Here is a 16707-nt window from a genome sequence, read left to right on the forward strand (position 1 = left end):
TGCGTTGTGGCGGGAACGCTCACTGGCCGGTTGCAGGGAATCTACCCGAAGAAGACGAAACGCGAAAGCGAGCGGTGTCCGGGTCCGTGCGAGGCGTACGTCTCTTTTTCGAGGTGAGGGCTTCGAGGTGCGGTGTTCTGTTGGGAAGTTCTCTCAGAAAACGGATTTCCGGTGATCGGTGGCCCCAATACAAACGTCAGCAATGCCGGGAACATTCTTTTCCCAGTTCACTCGGGCACCACTGGAAAATGATCTTTCATTTTTGACAGATTCGGCGCCCGGAACTCTGCCTTTCGGGTGTCCGTAACCTGGCGAGGGGTCAGGGAGTCCACCAGAGGGCGGTGGCGTCGTCCCGGACCTTGCCTCTCGGGAACCGTCGGCTGGAGGGGTCGGCCGCCTCCAGCTCCCGGACCCGGCCCACGAGCGCGGCGGGCCCCCGGTGCCGGACCAGCTCGAACACGCCCTCCCAGGACAGGTCCCCGAACACCTCCACGGCACGGCTCGCTCCGTCGGTCATCGCCAGGAAGGGGCCCAGGGGGACCGTCCCGACCACGGCCTCCTCGGCGGCGCGGGCGGCCGCCCCCGCCGTCCAGAAGCCGCCCGGGACGTTGCGCCAGGCGCGGACGGCCTGCCCGGGACCCACACGGGGCCTCAGGTCGTCGAGCCGCGTGTCAGCGATCAACCGGACCCCGCCGTCGGCCTCGGTGAGCAGCACGGAGTCCGACAGCACCAGGTACTCCAGGTGGTCCGCCTCGACCCGGACCGCCACCACCGTGGCCGAGGGCGTCTCCTGGAGGCCGAGGTCGCAGGTCCCCTCGTGCAGGGACGACACGGTGGTGATCGCCTCCGCCAGCGCCTCACGCGGGGCGGCGCCACCGTCGAGCGCGGCCAGCAGCAGCGACCCGAGGCGACGGGTGTGCCAGGAGACCCCGTGTGAGCAGCCGTCGTCCGAGTCGGTGGGGGCGCTCACCCCGTCGAGCAGCACCGCGACCGCGGCGGTCGCGGCGGCGAAGTCCTCGTTCGGGCGGTCGGGGCGCCCGGGGGCGGTGGCGATGTGGAAGGGCACGAGCCCCCTCCTACCCGCGATGGGCGGACCGACACGGCCCGGGGGCAGGAGGGGGCGGGGTTTCGGTCAGCGCACGACCACGGTGTCGTACACGTCCATGTGGCCCTGCTCCCACAGCCAGTCCATGGCGGCCAGGCTCACGCGGGCGCAACCCTTGGAGGCGGGCTGGGCCGGAACGCTGGGGTACCCGTGCACGGCGATGCCGCCGTTGAAGTACTTGGGCCGGTACAGCGCGCCGTAGGGCCCCGGGTCCCAGGAGTCGACGTCCCGGAAGACCGCGTACTCACCCGTGGGCGTGGTGGCGATCCGCTCGGAGCCGTCGGAGCCCTCGTAGGGCTGGCCGGAGCCGGTGGACGTGTGGATGACCTTCTCGACCTCGCCGCTGACGACCACCAGCAACAACTGGCGTTCGAGGTCGATCTCCACGGCCGTGCCCGCGCTCGTGGCGGACGGCACCGTGCCTTCCTCCAGGGCGGCGCGGGTGGCGGGGCCGACGAGACCGTCGCGGTCGATCCCGGCGGCCTTCTGGAGCGCGATCACGGCGTGCTCGGTGTGCGGGCCGAACTCGCCGTCCACGCCGTCGATCCAGTAACCGAGTGCGGACAGTCTTTCCTGGAGGGCGTTCACCTGGGCGCCGGAGTCACCCTTGCGAAGGTCGGTCGTCACCTCAGCGGCGGAGGACGCCGAGACGGTGGGGGTGGTCGGGACGGCGTGCGCGGGGGTGGCGAGCAGCGCCGAGCCCACCGCCAGGGCGCAGGCCGCCCCGAGGGTGAGGGTCGTGGTGCGGACTGTGTTCCTTGCGAAGTGTGATCGGGGGGAAACCATAGGTTCCATTTACCCACAACTCCGCCGCCGTCCCGGATTCGGGGCGGCGGAGGTCCGTGCGGCGGGTCACTCGAAGCGTGAGCTGCGCACCGGTCCGGAGGTCGACACGGGCAGACGCGGCCCCCGCGCCCAGTGGTCCGCGACGGCCGCGGCGAAGGTCGGCAGCGCGGTGTCCCGGTCCTCGGTCCCGGCGGTGACGACCCGCTCGGCCAGCTCCTCCTCGGGTGACTCGTCGGCGGGGACCTGCTCCACCTCGCCGTCCACCACCCGGAGATGGTCGCCCCACGGCGGCATGACGCTCTGGTGCAGCAGGGAGACGACGTCGGCGGTGGCACCGGGCGGTGAGGTCCAGCAGGAGGCGTGCTCGAACAGGACCTGTCCGGGCGCGCGGGGCACCAGCGCGCGCAGCAGGTCCGGATCCGAGTCGGTGAGGTCGTAGGCGACCACCAGGGCGTCCGAGCGCTCCGGGTCCACCGGGACCACGGGCAGGTCCAACAACCGGGCGGCGGCCAGTCCGAGGACACGGCTGGAGCGGTCCGGCAGCGGCATGACCGCGTCCGGTCGGCTCCCCGTGGCCTCCAGCACCGTGACCAGGTCGCGGATCCCGGTCCGGCACGCGTCGTAGGAGTCGCCGAGGTGGGCGTACCGGCCGTTCATGCCCTCGTCCAACCCGTGCGGGGAGATCTGCCCCAGGATCGCCCCGGTCAGAGCGAACTGCCATCCGCGCAGGTCACGGTCGTCCAGCGGGCCCGCCGCCCGCGCGGCACCAGCGCGTTCCACCATGCGGGTGATCCGGTCGTGTGCCAGGTCCCAGCCGTCGTCCTCGGGCGTGGACAGGCGGGCGAGGACCTCCTGTGCGGCCTCCACGTCCCCGGAGCACAGGGCGTTGTAGGCGAGCAGGTAGCCGCCCGGCCAGTCCGGGAGGCCGTCCTCCCAGGCGCGCAGCTCGCGCACCGCGTCGCCGTGCCGCTCCTGGTCCTCCAGGGCCGAGACCAGTTCCCACAGGGCGGGGGCGGCGGTGGGGGCGAGCCGACGTGCCGCGCGCAGGGCCGGGACCGCCAGGTGCGGGGCGCCGACCTCCAGGCACTCGAAGCCGAAGTCGTAGCAGGCCTGGGCGCTGCCGGGATCCGCCCGCAGTGCCCCGGAGACGGTCGAGAGGTCGTCGAGGCCCAGGCCGTCGGCGACCGCCGAGGTGAACTCGGCCAGGTCCCCCAGCGGCAGGTCGTCCGACGCGTTCCTCAGCGAGCGCACGGCCGCAGGGGCGTCTCCCGCCTCCAACAGCTTCCAGGCGCCGGGGAGTGCCGATGTCATGGGTGGTGCCCTTCGCTCCGGGGACGGCCCCCGCCCGGACCGGGTGCGGTCGGCTACGGGGAGGGTGGCGACGCCGGTCCCGACGCCGGTCCCGACCCTACAAGCCCCCGTGCCGGACGCCGTCCCTCATGGGGACGCCGAGGTGGGCGGCTGGGTCGACCCGTTCAGGGGAGGTCGATCACGTCGGTCACGTCGATGTCGATCCGTGCGACCCGCAGGCCCAACCGGTCCTCGACGAAGGTGCTCATGTCCCGGCGGGCCCTCGCCGTGGCGTCGGGGATGACGGTTCCGGTCAGGACCCGGGCGGTGGCGGTGACGACCAGCCCCTCCAGGGTGTCCTCGATCCGGCAGCGGCCCAGGACCAGCCCCCCGGCCGGGTCCACCCGGGCGCGCAGCATCGCGGAGACCGCCGAGTGGCGGACGCGCGTGTCCCCGGGGGTCCCGCCCGAGCCGGTGTCGGGCAGTCGGAGCGTGCCGCGTGAACGCCCCTCGGCGCGCACCACGCTCATGACGTCGTCGAGCAGGCCGGGCGGCGCGGTGACCTCCCGGTCGTTGTCCAGCGCCGCGCCGAGGGCCGAGAGCAGGGGCCGGAACTCGTCGGCGGCCGCCCGGCAGTGCGGACAGGTCCGCTCGTGCGCGGTGACGGTCCCCGCCCTGAGGTGCTCCAGGAGCGTGTCGGCGGAGGTGCCGCAGGGCAGCTGTTCGTGGTCGTCGGACGGGTCTACCGCCATGGTTCGAGCGCCTCCACGAGATGGGTACGCGCGCGGTGGATGCGCCCGCGTACGGCGGTCGGGGTCGTGTCGACGATCTCCGCTATCTCCTCATATCCCAATCCTTCCATTTCTCGGAGGACCCAGCAGATCCGCTGTGGGGGTGGCAGCCCGGACAGCGCCTCGCGCAGGGCCTCGTGGAGGTCGGTGGCCAGGGCGCTGTCGGCGGGGCCGGCGCCGCGTTCCCACAGCCCCTCGTGGTCCTCCTCGGCGGGGTCCTCGGGGCGGCGGGCGCGCAGGGCGTTCAGCGCGAGGCGGCCCACCATCCGGTGCAGCCAGGCGGGGAACGCCTTCGGGTCCCGGAGGTCGGGCAGCTTGCGCCAGGCCGTGATGAGGGCCTCCTGTGCGGCGTCCCTGGCCTCGGCGGCGTCACCGAGGGTGCGCAGAGCGATGCGGTAGACGGCGTCCTGGTGGCGGCGCACCAGGATCTCGAAGGCACGGTCGTCGCCGTCCTGTGCCCGTTCCACGAGCACGCTCTCCGGTAGTGCGGTGTCCGTGTGCATCTGCGGAGTCCAGCTCCCGAAACCGGTCGACTACCTGTCGTCAGAAGTTGACCACATTACGCAAGAACACGACCGTGGCCAGTGTGCTTCAGGTCACAATGGTTTTCGCGTGAGCCCACGCCCCCCACCCGTGTCCTCCACATGACGGCCCGCACAGAAACGACGGGAGAGGGCCGCGCCGACCCCGTCCAGACCGAACCGCAGGAGCACCCCATGGCAGCCAAGGACCACAACACCGCCCGCGCCGACATCCACGAGGCCCCCACCCCGGCCGCACTGGACACCACGTCGTCCGGCCGCACCGACCGGAGCCCCGAGCGCTCCGGCGACAACGGCCGCACCGACATCGCCGACCACGTCGTCGCCAAGATCGCCGGGATGGCCGCCCGCGAGGTGCGCGGCGTCCACCAGATGGGCGGGGGAGCGGCCCGCGCCTTCGACGCCGTCCGCGAGCGGATCCCCGGCTCCACCTCCACCAACGCCGCTGCCCGCGGCGTGTCCGTCGAGGTCGGCCAGACCCAGGCGGCCGTCGACATCAACCTGGTCGTCGAGTACGGAATCTCCATCCCCGACCTCGCCGGGGTGGTGCGCCGCAACGTCACCGCCGGGGTGGAGCGCATGACCGGCCTGGAGGTCACCGAGGTCAACGTGACCGTCGACGACATCCACCTGCCGGACGACGAGACCGCCCAGGAGTCCCCGTCCGAGCCGCGCGTCCGCTGACGCCGCTCCCCCCTTCGCAGTCACAGCACCTAAGGAGCACGAACGATGTGGTCGATCGTCGGACTGGCCTACGGGTCCTTCCTCGGCCTGGTGGCCTACTTCGGCGGGTTCGGAGCCTTCCTCCTCGTCCTGCTCCTCGGAGCGGTCGGGTTCCTGGCCGGGCGCGCCTACGCGGGGGAGACGGACCTGTCACCCCTCTTCTCCCGTGAGCGCTCGGGCGGGGACGCGCGATGGTGAGCGCCCCGGTGAGCGACCCGGAGGCGGTCGGCCCGGCGGGTGTCCGTCCGGCCGCCACCGGGCCCGAGGCACGCGCCGCCCGGCGTGTCGCGGTCCGCACCTTCCGGCCCCGGCGGTCCACCGCCGCCGTCCTGGTCAGTTCCGTCACGGCACTGGTCGCCGGGGTGGCCGCGGCCGAGGTGATCGCCACGCTGATCGGCAGTCCGCTGCGGATCCTCCCGTTGGAACGGGTCGCCGATTCGGCCGTCGGCGTCCACTGGGACGGCCCGGAGATGCTCGCCGCCTCCGCGGTCACCGCCGTCGTCGGACTCTTCCTGCTGATCACCGCGCTCGTTCCAGGGCGGGGCAGCCACATGGTGCTGCGCACCGACGACCAGGACCTGGTCGTCGGCCTGTCCCGGAGGGGGCTGCGCCACCTGGCCGAGACCACCGCCCGGGAGGTGGCCGGGGTCACCGGCGCGCACGCCCGGGTCCGGCGCCGTACCGTCCGGATCACCGCACGCGTCCCCGCACCGGTCGACCCCGGGCTGCGGGCACGGGTGGAGGACCGGGTCCGCGACCGCCTGCTCGAACTCGACCCCACCGGGCCGGTGCGCGTGCGCGCCAGGCTTCGGAGGGTGGAAGGAGGCCTCCGGTGAGGCGTTACCCGCACCGTTCGGCACGCCGGACCGCCCGGGGGAACCGGCAGGGCCTGGCCCTGGTCGGCGTGGTGCTGACGGCGGTGGGGGCCGCCGTCCCCCTGCTCGTGTACGGGCCCTTCGACCCCCTTCCGCCGGGTGCGGCCGGGGAGACGCTCGGATCGGTGGTCGGACGGCTCTCCCCCCATCTGTCCGCGCCGTGGGTTCCGTACGCGGCCGCCGCGCTGGCCGTGGCGGTGACGGTGTTGTCCCTCCGGTGGCTGCTCGTTCAGGGGCGCTCCGCGCGGGTGTCCTCGCTCCGCCTCGACGAGGGGGACCGGGGACGCACCGACGTCGCGGCCCGCGCCGCCTGCTCCGCCCTGGCCAGGGAGATCCGCGGCTACGCGGGGGTGCGCCGGGGGCGGGCCCAGCTGACCGAGTCCCCCAACGAACCCTGCCTGCACCTGGACCTCGTCCTGTCCGAGGACGCCGACCCGGTCGCCGTCTGGCGACGGTGCCGCGAGGAGGCCCTCGCCAGACTGCGGCTCTCCCTGGGCCTGGAACGGCTGCCCACGGTGCTGCGGGTCTCGGTCTCCGGGCAGCCCTCCGGCCGCGAACTCGCCTGAACCCGCCGCGCACACGTGCGGGATCAGGCTGAGCGACGGGGGTGGTGCGGGCCCCGGGTCACTGGGGAGGACCCGGTGCGGCCCCCACCCCCGTCCGAATCTCAGCCGTCTCTTCTGGCCGGCTCGTCGCGGGCGGCTTCGCGGGCTCTCCGCCCGCCGTACACGCAGCGGCGCATCAGCTGGTCGAGCGGACCCGGCCGGCTCCGGACCTCCAGCCAGGCCGCCAGCAGCAAGCTGACCGACCACGCCAGAGCCGCCACCAGCAGCGCACCGAAGGGACCCGCCCGGGTACCCAGACCGACCAGGTCCGGGTGGAGCATCACCGCGACCAGCACCGAGTTCAGGATGTAGAAGGTCAGCGAGCGCTGGCCCATCGCGGCGACCGCCCCGGCCAGCGGGCCCTTTCGGCGTTCCAGTCGGATGCCCCACAGGGCGAAGAGCGCCGCGTACCCGGCGCCGCCGAGCACCCCGCTGAGCACCTGGAGGCCCATGGACAACCCCTCGGTGAGCGTCCCCGGGGAGAGCACGCCCTGCACGGTCAGCGCGACGGGCAGCGCGCCCAGCACCGAGACCGAGGTGCACACGACCGCCACCCGGGTGAGGAAGCCCCGGTGCGCTTCGGGGTCGTCCAGCAGACCGGCCCGACCGGCCCGGTAGCCCAGGACCACCAGGATCAGCAGGGGGAAGGCGAAGGCGATGAACACCGGCCCGAACGGCAGGAAGACCAGCCGCTCGAACCAGTCCCCGGCGGTGAGGTAGCCCGGGACGAGCGCGTAGTCGTCGGCGGCCGAACCGTCCGCTATGACCATGCCGACCATCCCGACCGGCACCGTGACCACGTAGAACACGGCGAACACCACGGCGGCGCGCACGATGGCCCGGTTGGAGCGCAGCAGCAGCCACCCGGTGGTCAGCGCAGCCAGCCCGTACGAGGTGAGGATCTCGCCGGGGAAGACGAGGAACGCGTGGACGAAGCCGAACAGCAGCAGGAATCCGCCGCGCCGCCGCAGCAGACGCCGGACCTCCCGCTCCGGGGTGCCCCTGTCCAACTGCCGGGAGACCATCCAGGCCATCCCGTAGCCGAAGAGGATCGCGAACATCGGGAAGGCCCGGTTGTCCAGGAACAGGGTGGTGAGCAGCGAGGCCGCCCGGTCCTGGAGCGGGTAGCCCACGACGTCCGTGCCGAACCCGGCCCCGACGTACACCCCCGCGTAGGCCATGGCGATGAGCAGGAGCATGGCGCCGCGCGCCAGGTCCGGGGCCAGCCTGCGCGAGGCCCTCGGGGGGAGCCCGCCCCCCGTTGTTGCCGACATGTCGATTCGTCCCCTCTGTTCGGTGTCCCGACCACTCTGTTGCTGCCACGTCTGGGAGCCTGGTGGCAGTCTCCGCCAGCCGGTCGGTGCGGGACATCGGCCGACCGGCCAGCCGATCGGCCAGAACTGGGTAGGCAGGAGGTGGGACGCGGCGCGCCTCGGGGTGCGCGGTGCCCGGCCGAGGGATCCCAGAACCAGGAGGCGGCATGAGCCGGTTCTTCATGAACGAACGCGAGACCCTGGTCGAACAGGCGTTGGAGGGGCTGGTCGAGGCCCACGGCGGGCTGGTCGACGTCCACACCGACCCCCTCTTCGTCACCCGGCGCACGCCCGCCAGGGGCAAGGTCGCCCTGCTGTCCGGAGGGGGCTCGGGGCACGAACCCCTGCACACCGGATTCGTGGGGACGGGGATGCTCGACGCCGCCGTGCCCGGCGACGTGTTCGCCAGCCCCACCGCGCTCCAGGTGCGCGCCGCCATCCGGGCCGTGGACGCCGGCGAGGGCACCGTGATGGTCGTCAAGAACTACACCGGCGACGTCCTCAACTTCTCGATCGCCGCCGAACTCCTGGCCGAGACCCACCGGGTCGAGCAGGTGCTGGTCGACGACGACCTCGCCACCCAGAGGGAGGACGACGGCGGCCCCGGACGCCGGGGTACGGCGGCCGTGGTGGCGGTGGAGAAGATCTGCGGTGCGGCGGCCGAGGCCGGGGCGCCCGTCACCGAGGTGAAGGCGCTCGGCCAGGACGTGGTGGCGCGTTCGGCGACGCTCAGCGTGGCCTTCGAGGCCTGCACCAACCCGATGACCGGGAAGCGCTCCTTCGAGCTGGAGCCCGGCCGGATGGAGTTCGGCGTGGGCATCCACGGCGAACGCGGCATCGAGACCCGCACCGCCCCCGAGGCCGCCGCACTGGTGGAGAGCCTGGTCGGGCCCCTCATCGAGTCGGTGGGGATCGGGCGGGGCGACCGGGTCCTGGCGATCGTCAACGGGCTCGGCGCCACCCACGGCCTGGAACTGGGGGTGGCGGCCCGTGAGACCCGCAGGGTGCTCGACGGGCTGGGCGTGACCATCGCGCGGTCGCTCGTGGGGCCGTACGTCACATCACTGGACATGAAGGGGCTGTCGATCACGCTCACCGCGCTGACCGACGACCTCGCGAAGCTCTGGGACGCACCGGTGCGGACCCCCGCGCTGGCCTGGTGAGAGGAACGACCATGCCCGAGAACGAACTCACCGGTGCGGACGCCAGGGCCTGGCTGCTGGCCTTCGCCGACCGGATCGACTCCGACTCCGACGAACTGACCGAGCTCGACAGGCAGGCCGGGGACGGCGACTTCGGCTGGAACATCGGCTCCGCCCTGAAGCGGGCCCGCGCCAACCTGCACGGGGACGATCCGGCCGGGGTCTTCCAGTCCGTCTCCGACACCTTCCTGGCCTCCGGCGGCACCAGCGGCCCGCTCTTCGGCCTCTGGTTCGGGCGCCTGGGCTCCGGGCCCTCCGCTCCCTGGGCCGTTCCGGACCTGGCCGGTGCCTTCGAGACCGCCACCGGAGCCGTCCGGCGCCTGGGGAGGGCGGAGGTGGGGCACAAGACCATGGTCGACGCGATGGTCCCCGCCACGGAGGCCCTCGCCGCCACGCGGGCCACCTCCTGGCGTGAGGCCCTCGGTGAGGCCGCCGAGGCCGCGCGGGCCGGGGCGGACTCCACCAGCGGGATGGTCGCCCACCGGGGGCGCGCCAGCTACCTGGGGGAACGGGCCCAGGAGGTCCTCGATCCGGGGGCCGTCTCCATCGCCTGGTTCTTCGAGGCGGCGGACGGGATCTGATCCGGACTCCCCCCGGAGCTCCGGCCCGGCCTCCGGGACCGGGTTCCAGCGCGCACTTGGGAGCCCGGTCCGGGAGCCGCGCCGGGAACCGGCGGGGAAATCGGCGGCGAAATCGGCCGCGAAGAGCGTGGCCGACCCGCACGGTGGAACCCGGATCCTGTCGACGCCCGGGGGAAGGGTGAAGCCGACATCCGGTTGTCCACAGCCTGTGGACAACTGTTCGAAGTCGGGTCGGTAGTCTCCAGCTGGCGGCCCCGAGTGGGCCGGACCGAACCAACGAGGGAGCCACCATGGGAGCCGCTGTCAACGACCACAAGGTCATCGTGATCACCGGGGCTGGCGCCGGGATCGGCCGCGAGACGGCCCGGAGACTGCTCGGCGACGGCCACTCCGTGGTGTTGGCCGGGCGGCACCGGGAGACCCTGGAGGAGACGGCGGGCGAGAACCCCGGAGCGGTGGTGGTCGAGGCGGACGTGACCTCCTCGGAGTCGGTCGCGGCGCTCTTCGGAACCGTCCGCGAGCGCTTCGGGCGCGTGGACGTGCTCTTCAACAACGCCGGGGTGTTCGGCCCGGCCGCGTCGGTGGACGAGATCGAGGACGACGCCTGGCGCGAGGTCCTGGACACCAACGTCACCGGCTCGATGAACTGCGCCCGCGAGGCAGCGCGGATGATGAAGGGCCAGACCCCCGGCGGCGGTCGGATCATCAACAACGGCTCGATCTCCGCGCACGTCCCGCGGCCGTCGAGCGTGGCCTACACCGTCAGCAAGCACGCGATCAGCGGCCTCACCGCCTCGCTCAACCTGGACCTGCGGGGCCACGGGATCGCCTGCACACAGATCGATGTCGGCAACGCCGCCACCACGATGACCACGGGCTTCGGTGCCAACGCCCGCCAGCCCGACGGTTCGGTGCGTCCGGAGCCCACCATCGACGTCACCAACGTGGCCGACACCATCGCGCACCTCGTCTCCCTGCCCCTCGACGTGAACGTGCCCGCCGTCACCGTGATGGCCCGGGAGATGCCCTTCGCCGGGCGCGGCTGAGTTCCACGAACCCGTGGCGGCCCGCGGGGCGCCGTGCTAACGTCACTCCTTCGCGGCGACCCGGACCTGGCCTCCCGGCCCAGGGACGTGCCGAACCCGTGTCTCCTCCGCCCTTCGAGGGCCCGTGGTGGAGAGCGGACGTTTCTGCACGTTCACTAGCTGCCAGGGAGCCACGCCCGTGCGTGTCCACTGCGCGGTGTACGCCCGTGGGCTGCGCCGCTACTCCACCTATCGCGCGGCCACCATCGCCGGGGTGTTCACCAACTCGGTCTTCGGCGCGATCAACGCCATGGTGCTGCTCGCGCTCTTCGAGGCCCGCCCGGAGATCAACGGCTACGACGCCACCGACGCCGTCACCCAGGTGTTCGTCGCGCAGGCGCTGCTGGCCCCGCTCGCCATCATGGGGCCCGCACTCGACCTCAGCGAACGCATCCGGACCGGTGCGGTCGGCGTCGACCTGCTCCGCCCCGTCCCGCTCCTCGGCTGGAACCTGGCCCAGGACATGGGCCGGGTCACCTTCGACTTCGCCTTCCGCAGCGCGCCCACCTTCGCGGTCGGCGCGCTCCTGTTCACGCTGGCCCTGCCGGTGGACCCCCTGCGCTGGCTGGCCACGACGGTCTCGTTCGTGCTGGCCGTCGTGGTGGGATTCGCGCTGCGCTACCTGTACTCGGTGGTGGGGTTCTGGCTCATGGACACCCGTGGGGTGTGGGCCGTGATGGGCCCGGCCGGGCCGGTCCTGGCCGGGATGCTCCTCCCGCTCACGCTCTTCCCCGCTGCTGTCGCCGACGTGCTGCGGTGGCTGCCGTGGGCGTCGATGGTGCAGATCCCCGCGGAGGTCTTCCTCGGCAAGGAGTCGTTGCCTGGCGGGAGCGTGCTCGGCGGGTTGTCGTTGCAGTTGGGGTGGGCGGTGGCGCTGCTCTCGTTGGCGGCCTGGCTGACCGGTCGGGCCACGCGCAGGGTGGTGGTCCAGGGTGGCTGACGCGCTCACGCGGGGGCGGCGTGCCCCGGCTCCCCCCAGCCCCCTCGCGGACCTGGGCCCGGAGCTGCGCACGTACGCCCGCCTCGCCTGGACCTGGACCCGCGCGGTCGCCCAGTACCCGATGGCGCTGTCCCTGTTCACCTTCGGGATCACCCTCGCCTCCCTGGCCGAGATGGGCGCCGTCGTCGTGGTGTTCGCCCACGCCGGGACGCTGGCCGGGTTCACGGTGTACGAGGGCCTGCTCGTCTACGCGCTGGCCGCGTTCTCCTTCGGCGCCGCGCAGCTGCTCACGGGCTCGGTGGACCGCCTCGGCGACCACATCCGCACGGGCAGCTTCGACACCATGCTGGTCCGCCCCGTGTCCCCGCTGGTGCAGCTGGCCGCGGACCAGTTCTCGCCCCGCCGCTTCGGCAGGATCGTCCCGGCCGTGGTCGTGCTGGTGTTCGCCCTGGTCATGTGCGACATCGACTGGACCGTCGGGCGGGCGCTCATGGTCCCGGTGCTGCTGGCCTCGGGAGTGACCATCTGCACCTCAGTGTGGCTGATCGCGGGCTGCCTCCAGTTCTTCGCCACCGACGCCCGGGAGGCCGCCAACTCGGTCACCTACGGGGGGCAGGCGCTCACCGAGTACCCCATCGCGATCTACGGCCGAGGTCTGGTGCGGTCGGTGACCTACGTGGTGCCGCTGGCCTTCGTGAGCTGGCAGCCCGCGCTGCACCTGCTGGACCGGTCCGATCCGACCGGCCTGCCCGAGTTCCTGCGCTTCCTCGGCCCCGTCGTGGCGGTCGTCCTCGCCCTGGCCGCGTCCCTGGTGTGGCGGTTCGGTCTGCGCCGCTACCGCTCCACCGGCAGCTGACCCCCGCCGAGACCGGCACGGCTGGCCCGGGCACCGTCCCGGACGCTCGAAGGCCCGACGCTCCCTCCGACCCGACCCGACCCGACTCCAGACTCCCGAGCCCCGATCCGATCCCAAACCCGACCGTCCGACCGTCCGAAAGGAGTGTGCCCACTTGCGGGTCCACGCAGCGGTGTACGCCCGAGGGCTGCGCCGCCACTCGACCTACCGCGCCGCGCTCGTCGCGGGCGCCCTCACCAACTCGGTCTTCGGCGCGATCAACGCCATGGTGCTCCTGGCCGTGTTCGCCGCCCGTCCGGAGATCAACGGCTACGACGCCACCGACGCCGTCACCCAGGTGTTCGTCGGCCAGGCGCTGATCGCCGTCACGATGATCGTCAACACCGCCCCCTCCCTCGACCTGGCCGAACGCGTGCGCGGCGGCGACGTGGCCACGGACCTGCTCCGCCCGGTGCCGCTCCTGGGCTGGTGGATGGCGGAGGACCTCGGCCGGGCCACGTTCACGTTCCTCTTCCGTGGCGTGCCCACCTTCTGTGTCGGCCTGCTCCTGTTCGACGTGGTCGTGCCGGACGGCGCGGTCCAGTCCGTGGCTGTCCTGCTCTCGGTGGTCCTGGCCGCCGTGATCGGGTTCGCGCTGCGCTACCTGTGCTCGCTGAGCGGGTTCTGGCTGATGGACACCCGGGGCCTGTGGATGGCGAGCGGTCTGGTCGCGCCGGTGGCCGCGGGGATGCTGCTGCCGCTGGCCCTGTTCCCGACCGCTCTGGCCGACGTGCTGCGGTGGCTGCCGTGGGCGTCGATGGTGCAGATCCCGGCGGAGATCCTGCTCGGCAAGGAGTCGCTGCCGGGCGGGAGCGCGTTCGGCGGGTTGGCGTTGCAGTCGGGGTGGGCGGTGGCGCTGCTCTCGCTGGCGGCCTGGCTGACCGGCCGGGCCACGCGCAGGGTGGTGATCCAGGGTGGCTGAGGCACCGATCCGGAGCCGATCGCACGGGCGCCCGCTGGTCCGCGCCGCCGGGGCCGTCATCCGACCGGTCCAGGATTACCGCAGGCTGGCGTGGATCTGGGTGCGCGCCTTCGCCCAGTACCCGACCTCCCTCATTCTGATGTCCCTGGCCGTCGCCGTGAGCGTGGTCGCCCAGGTCGGTGCGGTCGTGATCGTGTTCGGGCACGCCGGGACGCTGGCCGGGTTCACGGTGTACGAGGGCCTGCTGGTGTTCGGGCTGGCGGCGAGCGCCTTCGGGATCGCGGACCTGTTCATGGGCGCCGTGGAGCGGCTCGGCCTGCACATCCGCAGCGGTTCCTTCGACGCCATGCTCGTCCGACCGGTCTCGCCGCTGGTCCAGCTGGCCGCGGACGAGTTCTCCCCGCGCCGCCTCGGCAAGGTCGTCCCCGCGCTGGTGGTTCTGGGGATCGCGCTGGCCAACACCGACGTGGAGTGGACTCCCGGCAAGGGGCTCCTGCTCCTGGGGATGACGCTGTCCGGGGTGCTGATCTGCGGCGCGATCTGGGTGGCCACCGCCTGTCTCCAGTTCTTCGTCGCGAACGGCCGGGAGGCGGCCAACGCGCTCACCTACGGCGGGCAGGCGCTCACCGAGTACCCGCTGGCGATCTACGGCCGGGAGGTCGTCCGCTCGGTGACGTACGTGGTGCCGCTGGCGTTCGTCAGCTGGCAGCCCGCCCTTCTCGTGCTCGACCGACCCGACCCCCTCGGCATGCCGGAGGCCCTGCGCTACGCGGGCCCGGTCGTCGCCGTACTCGCCTGCGCCGGAGCCGCCCTGTTGTGGCGGTTCGGGTTGCGCCACTACCGATCCACCGGGAGCTGAACGATGACCGCAGAAGGAACAGAGGAACCAACCACCGAGGCCAGCGGGACCGCCGGGGCCACTGAGCCCGGGGAGTTTGCGGGGACCACCGAGACCCGCGAGGAGGCCGCCGCACCGGGCCCGCTGCCCGGGTCCGCACCCGATGCCGAACCGATCATCGAGGCGGTGGGGCTCGGCCGCGACTTCGTGGTGTCCGAGGGCCCCTTCCTGCGCCGTACCCGGCGCAGGGTGAGCGCCGTCCGGGACGTGACCTTCTCTGTGCGGAGGGGGGAGATCGTCGGCTACCTGGGGCCCAACGGTGCGGGGAAGTCCAGCACCATGAAGATGCTCACCGGCATCCTCACCCCCACCGCGGGGAGTGTCCGGGTGGTCGGGCGGGACCCGTCCCGTCAGCGCACCCGTCTGGCGAGGGACATCGGGGTCGTGTTCGGGCAGCGCACCACTCTGTGGTGGGACCTGCCGCTGCGCGACAGCCTGACCCTCACACGGCACCTGTACCGGGTTCCTGCCGATCTCCACGCCGAGCGCCTGGCCGAACTCACCGAACTCCTGGAGCTGGAGCCCTTCCTGGACACCCCGGTGCGCCAGCTCAGCCTGGGGCAGCGGATGCGCGGCGACCTCACGGCGGCCCTGCTGCATGCGCCCCGTCTGCTGGTGCTGGACGAACCGACCATCGGCCTGGACGTGGTCAGCAAGTCGACGATCCGGGAGTTCCTGCTGCGGATCAACCGGGAGCGGGGGACCACCATCCTCATCACCACGCACGACCTCGGGGACGTGGAGCGGCTGTGCGACAGGGTGATCGTGATCGACAAGGGGCGGCTCGCCTTCGACGGGGATCTGCCCGGGTTGCGCGCCACCGTTCCCACGCCGCGCGTGCTGGTGGTCGACCTGGTGGCTCCGGCGTCCGCGATCGAGGTGGAGGGGGCCGTCACGGTCCGGGTGGACGGGCCGCGTCAGTGGCTGGAGCTGGCGGACAACCCGGCGAGGGTGATCTCCCGGGTCACGGCGGAGCACGAGGTGGCGGACCTGACCCTTCGGGAGCCCGATATCGAGGGCGTGGTCTCCGCTCTCTACCGGGGGGCGGTGCCCAGCGAAAGTGGGGCCTGATTCCGGTGTCGCGAGGTGTCGCGATCGGGGATCATGGGTTGTATGTCCCCTTTGTCATACGGCCTGTGGCTCGGGGTCGCCTTCGGAGTGATGTCCTGCCTCGCGTACACGGCGGCGGCCGTGGCGCAGCGCAGGCTCGCCGTCCGCGTACCCGAGCCGCTGACCGGCGGACACCAGATCGGAGCACTGCTCCGGCATCCCCTCTGGTGGATCTCCCTCGTGTTCAACGGCGGCCGCGCCGGGTTCCAGGTGGCTGCGGTGAGCTTCGCGCCGTTGACCGTCGTGCAGCCCCTCGGTGTGCTGGTGCTGGTGCTCGGCATCCCGTGGTCGGCGCGGATCGCCCGGCGCAGGGTGAGCCGCGCGGAGTGGCGGGGTGCGGCCCTCACGATGCTCGCGCTCGGGGTGCTGCTCGCGGTCACGGTCACCGGTGACCATGGTGGGGTTCTGTCCTTCGAGGCGTCGGCGCTGGTGGGCGTTGGGACGGTGGTCCTGCTCGCCGTGATTGCCTGGGTCGCTGGCCGGGTGCCGTCGAGGGCCTGGCGGAGTTACCTGCTCGCGGGTGCCGCCGGGGTGGCCTTCGGGGTTTCGGCGGCGACGGTGAAGACCGCCGTGTGGGCGTTCGACGAGGGTGTGCTGGCGGGGCTGACGCACCCGTCGAGCCCGGCGACGGCGGTGATCGCCGTGCTCGGGCTTCTTCTCGCGCAGGCTGCTTATCAGGGGATGGATCTGGGGGCGCCGCTGGGCATCACCACGCTGGCCAACCCGGTCGCTGCTGCGGTTGTCGGTGTGGCGTTCATGGGGGAGACCTACGCGGGCGGTTGGTTGGGTGGGGTGGTCGCCGCTGGGTGCGCGGTGGTCGCGGCGTACGGGATTCGGTTGCTGACCGTGCCCTCCGACGACGGAGAGGAAGCGACGCCGGAGGGGATACGGGGGGCTTAGTGGGCGTAGGGCTGGGGCCCTCATGCCGCCACCGCCTGCCAGTGTGGTCCTAGATCGTTGATGTGAAATGTGTGCCCTGGTCAGTGGTCGTAAGCGATCAGCGACCGCTTGACCGGGGCGCCGATCAGCCAGTTGTGCCAGATC

General features: G+C 72.5%; 19 protein-coding genes. 13 read left to right on the plus strand and 6 right to left on the minus strand.

Translation table 11 applies throughout. The features are described 5' to 3' along the window. Positions 1 to 319: 319 nt before the first annotated feature. From BDW27_RS20030 to BDW27_RS20050, 5 genes are all read right to left on the minus strand, one after another. Complete coding sequence (locus tag BDW27_RS20030; protein WP_110050975.1) at positions 320 to 1066, minus strand: protein phosphatase 2C domain-containing protein; 747 nt, start codon at positions 1064 to 1066, stop codon at positions 320 to 322. Between the two features lie 66 nt (positions 1067 to 1132). Beyond that, positions 1133 to 1891 (minus strand): L,D-transpeptidase family protein, encoded by a 759-nt coding sequence (locus tag BDW27_RS20035; RefSeq protein WP_110050976.1) that lies wholly within the window; start codon positions 1889 to 1891, stop codon positions 1133 to 1135. A 66-nt stretch (positions 1892 to 1957) separates the two neighbouring features. Further along, positions 1958 to 3202, minus strand: coding sequence for a hypothetical protein (locus BDW27_RS20040; protein WP_110050978.1), 1245 nt, complete (start codon positions 3200 to 3202; stop codon positions 1958 to 1960). A 164-nt stretch (positions 3203 to 3366) separates the two neighbouring features. Next, positions 3367 to 3933: a hypothetical protein gene (locus tag BDW27_RS20045; RefSeq protein WP_110050980.1), complete on the minus strand. Its 567-nt coding sequence runs from the start codon at positions 3931 to 3933 to the stop codon at positions 3367 to 3369. Then, positions 3924 to 4475, minus strand: a complete 552-nt coding sequence (locus BDW27_RS20050; protein ID WP_110050982.1) for an RNA polymerase sigma factor — start codon at positions 4473 to 4475, stop codon at positions 3924 to 3926. Before BDW27_RS20050 ends, BDW27_RS20045 begins: the two co-directional genes overlap by 10 nt. 213 nt (positions 4476 to 4688) lie before the next feature. Here BDW27_RS20050 and BDW27_RS20055 point away from each other — a divergent pair, with 213 nt between their 5' ends. The 4 genes from BDW27_RS20055 to BDW27_RS20070 are packed head-to-tail and all read left to right on the plus strand — an operon-like array spanning position 4689 to position 6678. Beyond that, positions 4689 to 5198 carry an Asp23/Gls24 family envelope stress response protein gene (locus tag BDW27_RS20055; RefSeq protein ID WP_017546442.1) on the plus strand — a complete coding sequence of 170 codons (510 nt, stop codon included), beginning with the start codon at positions 4689 to 4691 and terminating at the stop codon, positions 5196 to 5198. 45 nt (positions 5199 to 5243) lie between these two features. Continuing rightward, on the plus strand, positions 5244 to 5435 hold the full coding sequence (locus tag BDW27_RS20060) for a hypothetical protein (protein WP_049578515.1): 192 nt from the start codon (positions 5244 to 5246) through the stop codon (positions 5433 to 5435). After that, positions 5429 to 6073, plus strand: a complete 645-nt coding sequence (locus tag BDW27_RS20065; protein WP_110050983.1) for a DUF6286 domain-containing protein — start codon at positions 5429 to 5431, stop codon at positions 6071 to 6073. Before BDW27_RS20060 ends, BDW27_RS20065 begins: the two co-directional genes overlap by 7 nt. Further along, positions 6070 to 6678, plus strand: a complete 609-nt coding sequence (locus BDW27_RS20070) for a hypothetical protein (RefSeq protein ID WP_110050985.1) — start codon at positions 6070 to 6072, stop codon at positions 6676 to 6678. Before BDW27_RS20065 ends, BDW27_RS20070 begins: the two co-directional genes overlap by 4 nt. 101 nt (positions 6679 to 6779) lie before the next feature. On the opposite strand, the gene BDW27_RS20075 is transcribed toward BDW27_RS20070, so the two are convergent. Continuing rightward, complete coding sequence (locus BDW27_RS20075) at positions 6780 to 7991, minus strand: DUF418 domain-containing protein (RefSeq protein WP_110050987.1); 1212 nt, start codon at positions 7989 to 7991, stop codon at positions 6780 to 6782. 206 nt (positions 7992 to 8197) lie between these two features. Here BDW27_RS20075 and BDW27_RS20080 point away from each other — a divergent pair, with 206 nt between their 5' ends. The 9 genes from BDW27_RS20080 to BDW27_RS20120 all read left to right on the plus strand — a co-directional run bounded on the left by BDW27_RS20080 (position 8198) and on the right by BDW27_RS20120 (position 16563). Continuing rightward, positions 8198 to 9193: a dihydroxyacetone kinase subunit DhaK gene (locus tag BDW27_RS20080; RefSeq protein ID WP_110050989.1), complete on the plus strand. Its 996-nt coding sequence runs from the start codon at positions 8198 to 8200 to the stop codon at positions 9191 to 9193. 11 nt (positions 9194 to 9204) lie between these two features. Continuing rightward, positions 9205 to 9813, plus strand: a complete 609-nt coding sequence (locus tag BDW27_RS20085) for a DAK2 domain-containing protein (protein ID WP_110050991.1) — start codon at positions 9205 to 9207, stop codon at positions 9811 to 9813. A gap of 290 nt (positions 9814 to 10103) precedes the next feature. Further along, the gene (locus tag BDW27_RS20090) at positions 10104 to 10859 is read left to right on the plus strand and encodes an SDR family oxidoreductase (protein WP_110050992.1); all 756 of its coding nucleotides are present in this window, start codon (positions 10104 to 10106) and stop codon (positions 10857 to 10859) included. Positions 10860 to 11037: 178 nt separating this feature from the next. Next, entirely contained in the window at positions 11038 to 11838 is an 801-nt protein-coding gene (locus tag BDW27_RS20095) for an ABC-2 family transporter protein (RefSeq protein ID WP_110050994.1), read from the plus strand. Further along, positions 11831 to 12694: an ABC transporter permease gene (locus tag BDW27_RS20100; protein ID WP_110050996.1), complete on the plus strand. Its 864-nt coding sequence runs from the start codon at positions 11831 to 11833 to the stop codon at positions 12692 to 12694. Before BDW27_RS20095 ends, BDW27_RS20100 begins: the two co-directional genes overlap by 8 nt. 154 nt (positions 12695 to 12848) lie before the next feature. Next, entirely contained in the window at positions 12849 to 13655 is an 807-nt protein-coding gene (locus tag BDW27_RS20105; RefSeq protein ID WP_110050997.1) for an ABC-2 family transporter protein, read from the plus strand. Beyond that, entirely contained in the window at positions 13648 to 14514 is an 867-nt protein-coding gene (locus BDW27_RS20110; RefSeq protein WP_110050999.1) for an ABC transporter permease, read from the plus strand. Before BDW27_RS20105 ends, BDW27_RS20110 begins: the two co-directional genes overlap by 8 nt. A 3-nt stretch (positions 14515 to 14517) precedes the next feature. Then, positions 14518 to 15624: an ATP-binding cassette domain-containing protein gene (locus BDW27_RS20115; RefSeq protein ID WP_233515842.1), complete on the plus strand. Its 1107-nt coding sequence runs from the start codon at positions 14518 to 14520 to the stop codon at positions 15622 to 15624. 42 nt (positions 15625 to 15666) lie between these two features. Then, positions 15667 to 16563: a DMT family transporter gene (locus BDW27_RS20120; protein ID WP_110051001.1), complete on the plus strand. Its 897-nt coding sequence runs from the start codon at positions 15667 to 15669 to the stop codon at positions 16561 to 16563. Positions 16564 to 16707 lie beyond the last annotated feature (144 nt).

This window comes from Nocardiopsis sp. L17-MgMaSL7, from assembly GCF_003182025.1.
Taxonomy (GTDB): domain Bacteria; phylum Actinomycetota; class Actinomycetes; order Streptosporangiales; family Streptosporangiaceae; genus Nocardiopsis; species Nocardiopsis prasina.

Bases quoted from the DNA above. Each gene is read 5' to 3' on its own strand.
- BDW27_RS20065 (WP_110050983.1), top strand. From the start codon at position 5,429: ATGGTGAGCGCCCCGGTGAGCGACCCGGAGGCGGTCGGCCCGGCGGGT.
- BDW27_RS20040 (WP_110050978.1), bottom strand. From the start codon at position 3,202: ATGACATCGGCACTCCCCGGCGCCTGGAAGCTGTTGGAGGCGGGAGAC.
- BDW27_RS20060 (WP_049578515.1), top strand. From the start codon at position 5,244: ATGTGGTCGATCGTCGGACTGGCCTACGGGTCCTTCCTCGGCCTGGTG.
- BDW27_RS20075 (WP_110050987.1), bottom strand. From the start codon at position 7,991: ATGTCGGCAACAACGGGGGGCGGGCTCCCCCCGAGGGCCTCGCGCAGG.
- BDW27_RS20080 (WP_110050989.1), top strand. From the start codon at position 8,198: ATGAGCCGGTTCTTCATGAACGAACGCGAGACCCTGGTCGAACAGGCG.
- BDW27_RS20115 (WP_233515842.1), top strand. From the start codon at position 14,518: ATGACCGCAGAAGGAACAGAGGAACCAACCACCGAGGCCAGCGGGACC.
- BDW27_RS20120 (WP_110051001.1), top strand. From the start codon at position 15,667: ATGTCCCCTTTGTCATACGGCCTGTGGCTCGGGGTCGCCTTCGGAGTG.
- BDW27_RS20085 (WP_110050991.1), top strand. From the start codon at position 9,205: ATGCCCGAGAACGAACTCACCGGTGCGGACGCCAGGGCCTGGCTGCTG.
- BDW27_RS20055 (WP_017546442.1), top strand. From the start codon at position 4,689: ATGGCAGCCAAGGACCACAACACCGCCCGCGCCGACATCCACGAGGCC.
- BDW27_RS20090 (WP_110050992.1), top strand. From the start codon at position 10,104: ATGGGAGCCGCTGTCAACGACCACAAGGTCATCGTGATCACCGGGGCT.
- BDW27_RS20035 (WP_110050976.1), bottom strand. From the start codon at position 1,891: ATGGTTTCCCCCCGATCACACTTCGCAAGGAACACAGTCCGCACCACG.
- BDW27_RS20050 (WP_110050982.1), bottom strand. From the start codon at position 4,475: ATGCACACGGACACCGCACTACCGGAGAGCGTGCTCGTGGAACGGGCA.
- BDW27_RS20045 (WP_110050980.1), bottom strand. From the start codon at position 3,933: ATGGCGGTAGACCCGTCCGACGACCACGAACAGCTGCCCTGCGGCACC.